This window comes from Saccharopolyspora galaxeae (assembly GCF_016526145.1).
Classification (GTDB): Bacteria; Actinomycetota; Actinomycetes; order Mycobacteriales; family Pseudonocardiaceae; genus Saccharopolyspora_C; species Saccharopolyspora_C galaxeae.
Genome location: NZ_JADDUE010000020.1, coordinates 1 through 14174 on the forward strand (window position 1 = coordinate 1; position 14174 = coordinate 14174).

The window sequence follows — 14174 nt, forward strand, 5'->3', positions numbered from 1 at the left end:
CCCCAGCACCAACCAGGCACCAAAACCCCGGGGAGTCATCTCTTCGTCTTGCTGATGTTTCAAACTCTAGCAGGCCCGAACCCCGCCGTTTTCAGGGGGGTCACCTCACGGTCACCCGCGCTGAACCGGCCCGCGGTCGATCCTGCTTTGAAGTTCTCCACCGCCCGCAGCCTTTCGGCCCCGGACTCCGTCACCGCCCGGTCCGTTTCGTTTCCGGCCCGTTCCGCGCTGACGGAGAGAAACTTACAGGCCCCGGAAAACATCGTTGAAACCGCCCCCCCACCTGATGCTGAAACTGCAGGTCACGTCGGGCGATCACGGCATCACCCGGATGGAGGCTTGCGAATGGCCCGTCGGATGAGCCCGCCGGGGCGCCCCACCTTCGGGTGATCACCGAGCGTTCCGCGATCGATCGCGCCCGCGCGCCGGTAGCGTCGATCGTCGACCAAGAGGGCCGACCGACAGGACGGGGGTAAGCGGTGGACTCGACACCGATCTACACGGAGTTGCAGGAACAACTCATCGACCCGGAGGAGAACAACTGGAGTCTGAGCGCTCCCCCCGAGTTCGCCGCGGCGCTGGCCGAGAACGCCGAGCCCGCCGCGACCGAAGCCGAACCGGCGAAGCACCACAACTCCAAAGGCCGCGGCAAGAAGCGCAGGCACCGCGCCGACGACTGAGTCCGCGGCGAGCTCGCACACGCGCGCCCGCGCGAGAACGGACCGCGCGAACGAGCACGGGCCGGGAACGAACACTGGGAACAAGAAGAACCGCATCGCGGAAGACCCACGATGCGGTTCTTTGCGTCTTGCCGTCGGTTCGGCCTGCGAACCGGTCATGACGCCCGGCCGCTGCGGTACCGGGACCAGGAGCGGAAGTCAGTCCACCGCGGACGAGAATTGCGGCAACGACACCGCCGGGACCGCCGCGGTCTGCCCGTCGTCCTGCTGATCCTCGTCCCGCTGCCCGCGCTCATCGCGCTGCGGCAGGGAGGCAGCGGGGGATTCGACGACCTCGGTTTCCGGTTCCTCGGCTCCCGGCTCGGCGTCCTGCTGCTTGCTGAGCCGATCCTTGGTGCGTTGCGCGGCGCCCCGGATCTCTTCGGTGAGCGCGCGGTTCGCCTGGCGGGCCGCGCGTTCTTCGCGTTCGTGGCGTTTGCTCGGTGCGGCGCGTTCTTGTTCCCGCTCCTTGCCGGGCACCGTCGCCCGCTCGATGTAGCGAGCCAACAGCGTCCGCAACCGCCGCGCATGTTGCTCGCTCAGGTCGATTTCGTAGGTCACGCCGTCCAGCGCGAAAGTGACGGTCTGCTGGGCTGGCGACCCGTCAATGTCGTCGACGAGTTCGACCTGAATCCGCTCGGCCATGATCACCTGTCTCGGGAACGTGCCCCGTCTCGATCCGCGACACCTGCAGGCGAGACACCTGCGACCCTGACCAACGTTGTAGCACGCAGCATCGCTGTTGTCTCGCGGTCAACGATAGAACAGCACCACCGGCGGTTGAGAACCGCCGTGCGGGGGCACGTGGTCCTCGAGCCGTTCGACTCCCAGGAGCCGACAGCCACCCGGAGGACGGGCCGACGGGCGAACCACCCGAGGCCACGGTAGCCGATCGCCGCGAAATCGAGAAAGTAATATGCAGCACAAGCAGCCGAGTAGCGGATCCAGGTAGCGCAGCCGCGCACCCGGGACCGGGGTGGCACATTTTCGCAACAATCGTTTATTGTTCCCCCGCTCTTCGTCGTAAGCTCTTGCGCGAAGGCCAGGAAAAACGAACCGGGAATCGAGGGTTTACCAGTGGCGCAGAAGGTCACAGTGCAGCTCGTCGACGACGTCGACGGGTCGGAAGCGGAGTCGACGGTCGAGTTCAGCCTGGACGGCGTCGACTACACCATTGACCTGTCCGCCGACAACGCCGCCCAACTGCGGGACTCGCTGGCGTCGTACGTCTCCCACGCGCGCCGCACCGGCGGCCGGAAGCGGACGGGCGGCAAGGCGGGCAAGTCCCCCTCCGCCGCACCCACCGCGGCGGATCGGGAGCGCAACCAGGCCATTCGGGAATGGGCGCGGACGCAGGGGATGCAGGTGTCGGATCGGGGCCGGATTCCCTCGGAGATCGTGGAAGCCTACGACAAGGCCAAGTGAGGCACCCGGGATGTTGCGAGGGCCGCGGCGGACCGGAACATTTCGCCGCTAGCCGCGCGCGAACCTCGCAACATTCCGCCCGCTGCCGCGAACTCGCACCCGGGTTCTCGGCGGCCGCCGGGAATGGCCGAAACGAGCGGCTCGGCAGATCTCCCCGCAACCGGGTCCCGGCCGGGTTGGCCACGTAACATGCCGGGCATCCCGGAAAGGAGAGGCGAGCAGCGGTGGACTACGTGGTGACGGCCGAACTGGAACCGCCGGCGGCGGTCAAGGAACTCGACGCCTTGCAGCAGCAAGGTGTCGTCGCGCTGCTGGATCGCAGACTCGCGCTGGTGGAGGGCGTCACCGGTCCGGAAGAGACCGACATCGACGTGCTCGACTTCCGGATCTCCACCCAGCCGGACCGGGCGAACGTGGTGCTGGTGCTGGACGCCCCCTCGCTGGCCGCGGCGGAATGGGCGGGCGCGACGGTGCTCGACGAGCTGCTCGGCGAGATCGAGCAGCTGTCGTCGTGGACGGTGGCCGACTCGTCGGTGCGCATCACCGAGGACGAGTTCAACCAGAGCCTCGCAGGGGCCGACGAACTCACCGCGCCGGACAGCGCCTCCAGCGAGCTGCAGGCCGCGGTCGAGGAGGCGCTGGAGTCCTCCTCGGCGGAACCCGCTTGGGAGACCGAGCGCTGGCGGGACACCTTGCTGGAATGCGCCGGTCGGCTGCGCGCGTTCGGGGCCGAGGCGTTCACCCCGGAAAGCACCGGCGCTGCGGAAGACGCGGCCGCGGGAAAGGCCGAGCTGGCCGCGGGCGCGCTGATCCACGCGGTCCGAGTGGTCACCGACGAGATCTTCTACGACGAGCTGTCGCTGGCGATCAACAACGCCACCGTGGACGAAGCCGCCGGCCTGCTGGTGCTCGAAGAACTGCCGCCCTGCTACGACCAGCGTTACGACTCGACCTTCGCGCGCGCGTTCCTGCTCTCGTCCGCCGCGGTGTCCGAGCGGCTGGCCGCGACCGAATGGGTGCCGCCGCGCTGCGTCGCCGAGGCGCTGGCGCTGCGGCTGATCGTGCACGAGGCGCAAGTGCTGCTGGAAGCCGCGGAACTGCTGGAGTGGGCCGACAGCGCACCGATCTTCGCGAAGTTCACCGCGGCCGCGTTCACCAGCACCGCGCACGAAGAGCTCTACGACGTCGACGTGCAGCTCGACGACAGCGCCGAGGAGACGTTGACCGCGGACGTCGAAGCCGGGCTGCGCGAGCGCGGCCTGTCGTTCGACAAGTGGTTCAGCCCCGCGGCGGGCACCGGCGCGCTGCACCCCTACTTGCACTTCCTCTGAAACGCGAACCGCCCGCCGGACGCGGTGTTCCGGCGGGCGGTTCGCGGTCGGCTCAGCTCTGCTGGCGCACGGCGTGCGGTGGCACGGTGCAACCGATGAGGCTGGCGTCGTCGATGGTCTGCGGCTGGTACTTGCTGTTCGGCAGCGCGTCCAGCATCACGTTCGTCGGGTCGTCCACCGGATCGGCGCGGCCGAACAGGAACGACCACTCGTGCTCGTCGGAGCCGAAGTAGGTCACCGTCTCGAACACCGACCGGAACCGGTTGTAGGACCGGATCAGCGTCTCGTTGCGCCAGATCGTGGGGCAGCCCGCCTGGAACGCGACGACGCCGCCCGGTGCGAGCACGGTTTGGCAGCGTTGCAGGAATTCCAGGCCGTAGAGCCGGTTGTGCTGCCCGTCGGCGTCCTCGGCCTGCTCGTCCGGCAGATCCACCACGACGAGATCGTAGCCCTCCGGCGGGGCCTGGTCCAGAAAGCTCCAGCCGTCGGCGTAGTGCAGGGTGATCGGACCTTCGCCGCGTTCGAGCGCGGGCAGGTCCTGCGCGCGGTAGCCGTAGGGCAGGTGCTCGGCGCAGCGGCGGACGCACTCCTGGTCGATGTCCACGTGGTCGACCCGGGTGGCGCCCGCGGCGACCGCGAGCTCGCTGACCACGCCTTCGCTGGAACCGATGATCAGCACCTGGTCCAGCTTGCCTGCCAGCAGGAATCCGGGGACCACCATCGCCTCGTGGTAGACCAGCTGCGAGAACTCGGTGCTCTGCCGGTCGTCGTCGCAGAACAGCGAGGCGCCCTGCCCGGTGCGGCCGATCAGCACGTGCTGGTAGGCGGTGTCGCCCTCCCACAGCACTTCGTCGACCCGCCAGAGCCTGCGCATGTCGGCACCCAGGGGTTCGCTGACCCAGCGTTGCCCGTCGAGTTCGATCAACGGTGCTCCTCCTCGAAGATGTCGCCCGCGTTGGGGGATGTCGCCCGGTGGGGCGGAGAACGCGCCCGGCGGGACGAGTGTGGCAGAGCGCGCCGCGCAGGTGGGGTGTTCGGCCGCGGCGCGCCAGGATGTCGCGCGCGCCCGGCCCGGACCGCTGCGCGTGCCGGGCGCCGGCGCGCCGCATCGTATGTCCATTGTGGAGCGTTGCTCGCCGGCCCACGCTGCGGCGGGCCGGCGAGCACCGGTCACGACGCCAGTTCTTCCGGGTAGTCGCGGCCCCGGCGGATCGTGCGGGTGTTCACCGACTCCGGCCGCAGCGCCTCGGCGAGCAGTTCCACCGCGCGTTCGGGTTGCGCGGTGTGCCCGCAGGTGAACACGTCGATGAAGATCGAGCCCTCTTCGGGATAGGTGTGCAGCGAGGCATGGGATTCCGACAGCAATGCCAGCACCGTGACGCCTTGCGGTTCGAACCGTTTGGCGATCACTTCGCACACCGTGGCCTGCGAGCGGCTCAACGCACTGTGCAGCGTGTCCCTGAGGAACTGCTCGTCGTCGAGTAGCTGCTCGGCCACGCCTTCGAGCTCGGCGAGGACGTGCTGCCCGGTGAACAGACCGACGGGCTGCAGGGTTCCGGCATCAATCGACATCTATCGACCTCCCAACATTTCACAGATTTCGCCTGGTGAACGTGTTTCGGTAGCTACCGCTGCGGCCGGGCGGGGCCGCAGCGGTCAGGGTCGCTCGTGCCCGTCGATGCAATAAGTGGGCAGCGGCGGGAAACCGTTGAACCCGACCGAGGCGTAGCTGGCCGTGTAAGCGCCTGCGCTGAGCAGGTCCACGACATCACCGTCGCGCAGCGTGCGCGGCAGCTCGTAGTCCGCGCGCTGGTACAGCACGTCGTCGCCGTCGCAGGTCGGTCCGGCCAGCACGACCGGGCCGGCCGGGTCGCCGTCGCGGGCGGTGCGCAGCCGGTAGGTGATGGCTTCGCCCTCGGTCTCGGCGAGCCCGTTGTAGCGGCCGACGTCCAGGTAGACCCAGCGCCGATCGCTGCCGGTCTCCGCGGCGACCAGCACGACTTCGCTGCGCAGCACGCCGGCGTCACCGACCAGGAAGCGGCCGGGTTCGATCAGCAGTTCCGGGCGCTGCGCGCCGAATTCGCGGTCCAGCGCCTGTTCGATGCGCTCGGCGTAGTCGGCCAGCGGCGGAGCGGATTCGGTGTATTCGGCGGGAAGTCCGCCGCCGAGGTTGACCATCCGCAGCGCGACACCGCGCTGCGCGGCGCCGTCGAAGACTTCGCGGGCGGCGCGGATGCCGTGCTCCCACGCGGCCGCGTCGTGCTGCTGCGATCCGATGTGGAACGACACCCCGCAGGGGTCGAGGCCGAGTTCGGCGGCGCGGGCAAGCAGCCGCACCGCGGTTTCCGGCGGGCAACCGAACTTGCGGCCGAACGGGGTGCGAGATCCCTCGTTGTCCACGAACACGCGGCAGAACACCTGCGAGCCCGGCGCGGCTTCGGCGATCTTGGCGAGGTCGGCGTCGCTGTCGGTGGCGAACAGCCGCACGCCCTGCTCGTAGGCGCGGGCGATGTCGGCCCGCTTCTTGATGGTGTTGCCGTACGAGATCGATTCCGCGGCGGCGCCGTGCGCCAGGCACAGGTCGATCTCACCGGGGCTGGCCACGTCGAACGAGCTGCCCTGCTCGACCAGCGAGGAGACGACTTCGGCAGTGGGATTGGCCTTGACCGCGTAGCAGATCCGCGCGTCCGGCAGCGCCTCGCGCAGCTGCGCGTGGCGTTCGCGCACGACCGCCAGGTCCAGCACCAGGCACGGGGTCGGGAGTACCGCGCGGTCCAGGTGTCCCCGGATCCGTTCAGCTGAACGTGCCGCGCTTCCGGCGACGGTCTCGTCGCTCGGGCGGTCCGTCACACCGGTGGTGGCGGACAGGTCGGTCAATCCCGTTACCTCCGTGTTCCGCGTGGCCTCGCGTGGTTTCCGGGTCCGGTCGACGCAGCGGGGCGCTGCGTGCCGACCAAGCAGAGTACCGGTCCGAGCTGCGGATTACGAACCGTTCGGGTGACTTCCCCCGGTCGTCGGAGTGGATTGTGACCACTCCCACGACTCACCCGCGGCTCGCGGCGGCGTCTTCGGCCGCGAGCCCGAGCGCGAGGTGGAAGTCCACTCGGGTCGAGAAGTTCCCGAGGTCCCTGCCGGTGATCCGCTCCACCCGCCCGATCCGGTACCGCAGCGTGTTCACGTGGATGTGCAAGCTCCCGGCGCAACGCGACCAGGAGCCGCCGCATTCCAAGAACATCCGCAGCGTCCGGACGAGATCGGCGGCGTGCGCCGCGTCGTAGGCGAACAGCGGCCCGAGCACCCGCTCCCGGTAGGACGTTCGCAGCTCGGCGGGCACCGCGGCCAGCAGCGCGCGGTGCGTGGCGAGTTCGTCCGCGGGCACCACCGAGTTGCTCGGGGCGCGTTCGGCGAGCTGCAGCGCGTAGCCGGCTTCCTCCACTGCGGCGCGGAGGTTGCCCGGGTCGCGGACGTCGCTGATGCCCGCTTGCGCGCGCAGTGCGGGTTCGGCGTGCGCGAGCAGCTCGCGGAAGCGGTCCGGGAGTTCGGCCAGCCGCCGCTCGTCGGCGGCGAACACCGCGGCGGCGCCGTCGCGCAGCGGGGCGGTGACCGAGGCGAGTCCGGTGGCGGCGGCGAACTCGCGCAGCACGGCGATCGCGTCGGCCGAGTCCGGCTCGACCACCGGGTCCTGCCCGGTGGACAGCAGCACCACGCGTGCCGGCTCGCCTGCCGGGAGGCCGACGGTTTCCAGTCGCGCCACGACTTCCGCCGCGCTGGAGGTGCCGTCCAGCAAGCGGCGCAGCGCGGACTCCACCGACTGGCCCGCGATCTGCCGGGCCTGGTCGACCCGGGTGCGCACCAGCGCCGCGACGGTGGCGAGCTCGGCGGCCGCGGATGCGGCGGAGCGCACCACGACGAACCAGTGCGCGATCCGCGGGCCGCTCCCCTCGCCGACCGTGCGCACGGCGAACTGCTGCGTCGTGCGGCCGGTCAGGTAGTCGCGCACCAGCTCGTCCCGCTGCGGCAGCGGGGCCGAGCCCGCGACGATCCGGCCGGTGGCCGACAGCGCCCAGCAGTCCGCGCCGAGTTCCGCGGCGGCCCGGTCGAAGACCTGCTCGAGGTCGGCTCCGGCGGCCACGGCCGCGACCCAGTCCCGGCCGGGGGCGCGGTTCGCGGCCATCACCCGCTCGGACAGCGTGCCGAAGCTCAGCGCGAGCGGGACCTCCACCAGCGGCACGCCGCGCCTGCGGCAAGCCTCGACCAGGTCGGGCGGGGTGCTGCCGAGGCGAGCGGTGCCTGCGGCGAGCGCGGCCACGCCCGCATCGGCGATGGCGGCGGCGAAGCGCTCGGAGTCGTCCGGGCCGGTGCGCCACATCATGCCGGTGAGCACGAGTTCTCCGCCTGCGAGGTAGCGGCGCGGGTCCAGCAGGTCGGTGATGTAGACGCCGCGCAGCACCGGGTCGCCGGCCTCCGCGAGCGGGGACAGGCCGAGCTCCGGGTCGGCGAGCAGATCGCTGAGCAGCACCCCGACACTGTGCACCCGCGGCTCGCGCCAGGTGAACGGATCGGCCCTGAGCCGCTGAGCGAACCGCTCTCGCGCGGACGCCGACACGCCCGGGCGCCACCCGCTCGGCGCAAGCGCATCCGGAGTGAACGACCCGTTCGACCAACCTAGTGGGGCGAACGGGACTCTCACTCACTTCCGCAGCCCCAAGGCCGACACGCCCGGGCGCCACCCGGCCCGCGCAAGCCGTCCGCAGTGAACGACCCGCTCGACCGACCCAGTGGGCCGAACGGGAGCTGCACTCGCTTCCGGGGGCGGGGTGTTCGTAGGAAGGTACGAAGATCGGCGGGTTCGGGCGTCCCCTTTTCGGAGTTTTCACCGCTGGTCAACGCGTCGGCACCGGTTGTGTACTGGGGCTCGGAGAGACGGCCGATGCGGGAGGCGAACGTGGAATTCCTCCGTCCCGACTCGTGGCGCGAAGCCCTGCGGCTCAGGGCCGAGCGACCGGCGGCGACCGTGCTGGCGGGCGGCACGGACGTGATGGTCGAGGTGAACTTCGGGCACCGCTGCCCGGACGCGCTGCTGGACCTGACCGGCATCGGCGAGCTCGCCGACTGGTCGGAGTCGGCGGGGCGGCTGCGGATCGGCGCGGGCCTGCCCTACACCCGGCTGATCGACGAGCTCGGCGACCGGCTGCCGGGGCTGGCGATGGCCGCCCGCACCGTCGGTTCGCCGCAGATCCGCAACCGCGGCACGCTCGGCGGCAACCTCGGGTCGGGCTCACCGGCCGGGGACGGCCATCCACCGCTGCTGACCTCGGACGCGCTGGTCGAGGTGGAGTCGGTGCGCGGCAGTCGCACGATCCCGATCACGGAGTTCTTCACCGGCGTCAAGCGCACCGCGCTGGCCGAGGACGAGCTGATCGCCGCCGTGCACGTCTCCCCCGCTTCCGGCCCGCAGCAGTTCGCGAAGGTGGGCACCCGCAACGCGATGGTGATCGCGGTGTGCACGTTCGCGGTCTCGCTGCACCCAGAGTCGCAGCGGGTGGGCACCGGCGTCGGGTCGGCCGGGCCGACGCCGTTCCGCGCGACCGAGGCCGAGGACTTCCTCGCCGCGGAGCTGGACTGGGACGCCGGTGAACTCCCCGAGCGGACCGCGCAGCGCTTCGGCGAGCTCGTGTCCGCGGCGACCCGGCCGATCGATGACGTGCGCGGCACCGCCGACTACCGCAGGCACGCGGTCGGCGTGCTGGCGCGGCGCACGCTGCGCAGGGTTTGGCAGGACTACCGCACCGGGAGGTCGCAATGCGCCTGAAGCTCACCGTGAACGGCCGCCCGCACACGGCCGACGATGTGTGGGAAGGCGAAAGCCTGCTCTACGTGCTGCGCGAACGGCTGGGCCTCGCGGGCTCGAAGAACGCTTGCGAGCAGGGCGAATGCGGTTCGTGCACGGTGAGCCTGGACGGCGTCACCGCGTGCGCCTGCCTGGTCGCGGCCGGTCAGGCCCACGGCCGCGAGGTCCGCACGGTGGAAGGGCTCGCCGACGGCGAGCGGCTCGGCGAGGTGCAGCAGGCGTTCCTCGATGCCGGTGCCGTGCAGTGCGGGTTCTGCACGCCGGGGTTGCTGGTGCAGGCCGATGATCTGCTGTCGCACCGGGCTGCGCCGTCGGATGCGGAGATCCGGGAGGCGCTGGCGGGCAATCTCTGCCGCTGCACCGGCTACGAGAAGATCATGGATGCGGTGCGGCTGGCCGCCGAGCGGAAGGCCGCCCATGGCTGAGCGACCGCAACGACTGGTGCTGCACGGCGCAGCGGTGGCCACTGTGGACGGTCCGGAGCACGCGGAAGGGCACGTGGTGCTCGACGGCGACCGGATCGCCGCGGTCGGGCCGGGCGGCCCGGAACCCGGCGGCCGGCGGATGGACGTCAGCGGTTGCCTGATCACTCCGGGTCTGATCAACACCCACCACCACCTCTACCAGTGGGCGACCCGCGGGTACGCGGCGGATTCCACGCTGTTCGAGTGGCTGACCCGGCTGTACCCGGTGTGGGCCGGGCTGGACGAGGAGATCGTGCACGCGGCCGCCTCGGCAGGGCTGGCGCAGCTGGCGCTGTCCGGTGCGACAACGGTCGCCGACCACCACTACGTGTTCCCGGACGACGGCGGCGACGTGTTCGGCGCGGTGGTCTCGGCCGCCCGGCGGATCGGACTGCGGCTGCACGCGGTCCGCGGCTCGATGGACCGCGGCGAGTCCCACGGCGGCCTGCCGCCGGATTCCCTGGTCGAGGACATCGACAACGCGCTCGCCGGGACGGACGAGGCGATCGCCCGGTTCCACGATCCGGCTCCGGACGCGCAGATCCGGGTGGCGGCGGGGCCGTGCTCGCCGTTCACGGTGAGCACCGAGCTGATGCGCCGCAGCGCCGAGCTGGCGCGATCGCGCGGCGTGCGGCTGCACACCCACCTCGCGGAAACCGTCGATGAGCAGCGGCAATGCCTCGCCGAATTCGGCCGCACGCCCGCGGAGCACGCCGACGAGCTCGGCTGGATCGGGCCGGACGTGTGGCTCGCGCACACCGTGCACCTCGCCGACGAGGCTGTCGCGCGACTGGCCGAGACACGCACCGGCTCGGCGCACTGCCCGAGCTCGAACGGCCGCCTCGGCGCCGGTGTCGCACCGTTGCGCGCCATGCTCGACGCCGGGGTCCACGTGGGGCTGGGCGTGGACGGTGTCGCCTCCAACGAAGCAGGCGGTCTCGGCGAGGAGATGCGGCAAGCGCTGCTCACCGCCCGCGCGCAGCACGGGCCGCGCGCCCTGTCGGTCCGCGAGGCGCTGTGGACGGCGACGCTCGGTGGGGCGCATTGCCTTGGCAGGCAACAGGAAATCGGCTCGCTCACGCCGGGCAAGCTCGCCGACGTGGCGGTGTGGGAACTCGACGACCTGGGACACGCGGGCATCGCCGACCCGGTCGCCGCGCTGGTGCTCGGCCCGCTGCCAAGACTGCGGTTGCTGGTGCGCGGCGGACGGATCGTCGTGCGGGACGGACACCTGCTCCCGGTGTCCGAAGTGGACCTGACCCGGGAACTGCGCGGCGCCGCCGACCGGATCCGGGCGAACGCACAGGAGGTAGCCCGATGAGCGGCCCGACCCGCAGCCCGCAACACCTCGACACCGGGATCACCGGCGGAGTCGGGGAATCGCCGATCCGCCCGGACGGCACGCTGAAGGTGCGCGGCGAGTACGCCTACTCCTCCGACCTGTGGGCCGAGGACATGCTGTGGGGCGCCACGCTGCGCAGTCCGCACCCGCACGCCCGGATCCGCTCGGTCCACATCGGACCTGCGTTGCGGGTTCCCGGCGTGCACGCGGTGCTGACCGCCGAAGACGTGCCGGGCCCGAACCGGTACGGGCTGAAGGAGCAGGACCAGCCGGTGCTGGCCGAGGACGTCGTGCGGTACAAGGGCGAGGCCGTCGCGCTGGTCGCCGCCGACCACCCGGAGACGGCGCGCCGCGCGCTGGAGCGCATCGAGGTGGACTACGAGGTGCTCGACCCGGTCCTCGACGCCGAGCTGGTCGCGCACGACGACTCGCTGCCGAAGCTGCACGAGCACGGCAACGTGGTGCGCCACCAGGTGATCCGCAAGGGCGACCCGGCCGCGACCGCCGAGGTCGTGGTCTCCGGCGTCTACACCGTCGGGATGCAGGACCAGGCGTTCCTCGGTCCGGAGTCCGGGCTGGCGCTGCCCGCCGAGGACGGCGGGGTGGACCTGTACCTGGCCACGCAGGACCTGCACTCCGACCGCAAGCAGACCGCGGCCGCGCTGGACCTGCCGGAGGAGAAGGTGCGCATGACGTTGTCCGGCGTCGGCGGCGCGTTCGGCGGCAGGGAGGACCTGTCGATCCAGGTGCACGTGTGCCTGCTCGCCCTGCACACCGGGAAACCGGTGAAGATGGTCTACAACCGGGAGGAGTCGTTCCACGGCCACGTGCACCGGCACCCGGCGAAGATGTACTACGAGCACGGCGCCACCCGGGACGGGACGCTGGTCTACGTCAAGGCCCGGCAGTACTTCGACGGCGGCGCCTACGCGTCGAAAACCCCCGTGGTGGTGGGGAACGCGAGCACGCTCGGCGTCGGGCCGTATCGAGTGCCCAATGTGGACATCGAGTCCTGGGGCCTCTACACCAACAACCCGCCGTGCGGTGCGATGCGCGGGCTCGGCGCGGTGCAGCCCACTTTCGCCTACGAGTCCCAAATGGACAGACTGGCCGATGAGCTGGGCGTGGACCCTGCTGATCTGCGCATCCGCAACGCGATCGCGCAGGGCGACCAGATCCCGACCGGGCAGCGGCTGGACTACCCGGCGCCGGTGGCCGAGCTGCTGCAACGGCTCAAGACGATCCCGCTGCCCGAGCGGCCGCAGCACCGCGACATCCGCGACCTGCCGGGCGGGGTGTCCAACACGACGCACGGCGAAGGCGTGGTGCGCGGGATCGGTTACGGCGTCACGATCAAGAACATCTGCTACTCCGAAGGCGCCGACGACTACTCCACCGCGCGGGTGCGGCTCGCGGTCGTCGGCGGCGAGCCGCTCGCCGAGGTGCACACCGCGGCCGCCGAGGTCGGTCAGGGCCTGGTGACGGTGCAGCAGCAGATCGCGCGGACCGAGCTCGGCGTCGAACGGGTCGTGATCCACCCGAACGACACCTCCGTCGGCGCCGCCGGGTCGAGCTCGGCGTCGCGGCAGACCTACGTCACCGGCGGGGCCGTGCAGACCTCCTGCGCAGCGGTGCGGGGGCTCGTGCTGCAACGGGCGGCCGAACAGCACGGTCTCGAACCGGGCTCGCTGTCGCTGGCGGGCGGCAAGGTCGTCTCCGAACGGGCCGGGGTGCTCGCCGACCTCGCCGACGTGCTCGGCGACGAGGTGATCGAGCTGACCCGCGAATACCACCACCGGCCGACGTTGCCGATGGACGCCGACGGGGTCAGCGAGCTGGTGCAGGTGCAGCACGCCTTCTCGGCGCACCGCGCGATCGTCGACGTGGACACCGAACTCGGGCTGGTCAAGGTCGTGCGGCTGGACTGCGTGCAGGACGTCGGCAAGGCGGTGCACCCCGAAGCGATCATCGGGCAGGTCCAGGGCGGCTCCGCGCAGGGCCTCGGGCTCGCGGTGATGGAGGAGGTGCAGGTCAGCGGCGGGGAGATGCGCAACGCGTCGTTCACCGACTACCTGATCCCGACGATCCTTGACATGCCGCCGATGGAGATCGACATCATCGAGCGCGGCGACCCGCACGCGCCCTACGGCGTGCGCGGCGTGGGCGAGCCGCCGACGATCTCGACCACGCCGGCCGTGGTCGCCGCGATCCGCGCGGCCACCGGCCATCGGCTCACCCACGTGCCGGTGGCACCGCACCACCTCATCTGAGCGCGGGTCTTCGAACTTGGTCGCTCGGCGGAACCGCAGGCACCGCCGACCGGCCTGCGCAGGTGACGGAAGCGGCTGAGGCCGCTTGAGAAGAGCCAACACCAGAACCGGGACCGGCACTGAGCCGCCGACCCACTTCGCGCGCCCGTGCGCGTTTCACGAGAAACCGGGAGAGATCTGTGTCCACCGAAACCGATTCCGCGGCGAGCACCGACACCGGCTGGACGGCCGAAGCCGTGCGGATGGCCACCGGCAGCGTCGACGAAGGCGGCGGCCCGTTCGGCGCGCTGGTGCTGCGCGGCGGCCGGCGGATCGCGAGCGGCACCAACCTGGTCACCGCCGACCTGGACCCGACCGCGCACGGCGAGGTGACCGCGATCCGCCGCGCCTGCCGCGCGCTGGGCACCTTCAGCCTCGCCGGGTGCGTGCTGGTCAGCTCGTGCGAACCGTGCCCGATGTGCCTGGCCGCGGCGTTGTGGGCGCGGCTGGACCGGGTGCTCTACGCCGCCGACCGCGAGGACGCTGCGCACGCCGGGTTCGACGACCGCGCGTTCCACGACCTGTTCCGCGACCCGGGCAAGCCGTGGCCCACCGAGGTCCGCCAGATCGCCTTGGACGAGCGCAACGCGCCGTTCGACCGGTGGCTGGCCAAGCCCGACCGGGTCGAGTACTGACGCCTGCCGCGGATCCGCGCAGGCCGCCGACAGGTTCGACAAGCGGCGATCAGCCGGTGATCGGCGCCGCAGCTGCGCGAACCACCTTCCGCACGCTG

At 71.2% G+C, this 14174-nt stretch carries 13 protein-coding genes; 8 read left to right on the plus strand and 5 right to left on the minus strand.

Features of this window, described 5'->3' with window-relative positions; genetic code table 11:
* Positions 1–479 precede the first annotated feature (479 nt).
* Positions 480–680: a hypothetical protein gene (locus tag INP57_RS28340; protein ID WP_200073439.1), complete on the plus strand. Its 201-nt coding sequence runs from the start codon at positions 480–482 to the stop codon at positions 678–680.
* 198 nt (positions 681–878) lie between these two features.
* Here INP57_RS28340 and INP57_RS28345 read toward each other — a convergent pair whose 3' ends face one another.
* Positions 879–1364: a histone-like nucleoid-structuring protein Lsr2 gene (locus INP57_RS28345; RefSeq protein WP_200073440.1), complete on the minus strand. Its 486-nt coding sequence runs from the start codon at positions 1362–1364 to the stop codon at positions 879–881.
* A 432-nt stretch (positions 1365–1796) separates the two neighbouring features.
* Between INP57_RS28345 and INP57_RS28350 the strand changes: the two genes are divergently transcribed.
* Together INP57_RS28350 and INP57_RS28355 are read left to right on the plus strand one after the other, a co-directional pair.
* Positions 1797–2144: a histone-like nucleoid-structuring protein Lsr2 gene (locus tag INP57_RS28350; RefSeq protein ID WP_200073441.1), complete on the plus strand. Its 348-nt coding sequence runs from the start codon at positions 1797–1799 to the stop codon at positions 2142–2144.
* Positions 2145–2368: 224 nt separating this feature from the next.
* Positions 2369–3475, plus strand: a complete 1107-nt coding sequence (locus tag INP57_RS28355; RefSeq protein WP_200073442.1) for a hypothetical protein — start codon at positions 2369–2371, stop codon at positions 3473–3475.
* Positions 3476–3527: 52 nt separating this feature from the next.
* On the opposite strand, the gene INP57_RS28360 is transcribed toward INP57_RS28355, so the two are convergent.
* The 4 genes from INP57_RS28360 to INP57_RS28375 form a co-directional block, all read right to left on the minus strand.
* Positions 3528–4400, minus strand: coding sequence for a spermidine synthase (locus INP57_RS28360; RefSeq protein WP_233628579.1), 873 nt, complete (start codon positions 4398–4400; stop codon positions 3528–3530).
* A gap of 245 nt (positions 4401–4645) precedes the next feature.
* Entirely contained in the window at positions 4646–5047 is a 402-nt protein-coding gene (speD, locus tag INP57_RS28365) for an adenosylmethionine decarboxylase (RefSeq protein ID WP_200073443.1), read from the minus strand.
* Positions 5048–5131: 84 nt separating this feature from the next.
* Entirely contained in the window at positions 5132–6352 is a 1221-nt protein-coding gene (locus INP57_RS28370) for a type III PLP-dependent enzyme (protein ID WP_200073444.1), read from the minus strand.
* A 166-nt stretch (positions 6353–6518) separates the two neighbouring features.
* Positions 6519–7994: a helix-turn-helix domain-containing protein gene (locus tag INP57_RS28375; protein ID WP_200073445.1), complete on the minus strand. Its 1476-nt coding sequence runs from the start codon at positions 7992–7994 to the stop codon at positions 6519–6521.
* 426 nt (positions 7995–8420) lie between these two features.
* Between INP57_RS28375 and INP57_RS28380 the strand changes: the two genes are divergently transcribed.
* From INP57_RS28380 to INP57_RS28400, 5 genes are all read left to right on the plus strand, one after another.
* Positions 8421–9287, plus strand: a complete 867-nt coding sequence (locus INP57_RS28380) for an FAD binding domain-containing protein (protein WP_200073480.1) — start codon at positions 8421–8423, stop codon at positions 9285–9287.
* A complete protein-coding gene (locus INP57_RS28385; RefSeq protein WP_200073446.1) occupies positions 9278–9751 on the plus strand; it encodes a (2Fe-2S)-binding protein in 474 nt (157 codons plus the stop codon). The genes INP57_RS28380 and INP57_RS28385 overlap by 10 nt, the downstream gene beginning before the upstream one ends.
* Positions 9744–11111, plus strand: a complete 1368-nt coding sequence (locus tag INP57_RS28390; protein ID WP_200073447.1) for an 8-oxoguanine deaminase — start codon at positions 9744–9746, stop codon at positions 11109–11111. The genes INP57_RS28385 and INP57_RS28390 overlap by 8 nt, the downstream gene beginning before the upstream one ends.
* The gene (gene pucD, locus INP57_RS28395; protein ID WP_200073448.1) at positions 11108–13402 is read left to right on the plus strand and encodes a xanthine dehydrogenase subunit D; all 2295 of its coding nucleotides are present in this window, start codon (positions 11108–11110) and stop codon (positions 13400–13402) included. Before INP57_RS28390 ends, pucD begins: the two co-directional genes overlap by 4 nt.
* A 179-nt stretch (positions 13403–13581) precedes the next feature.
* Positions 13582–14076 (plus strand): nucleoside deaminase, encoded by a 495-nt coding sequence (locus INP57_RS28400; protein ID WP_307850327.1) that lies wholly within the window; start codon positions 13582–13584, stop codon positions 14074–14076.
* Positions 14077–14174: the final 98 nt, after the last annotated feature.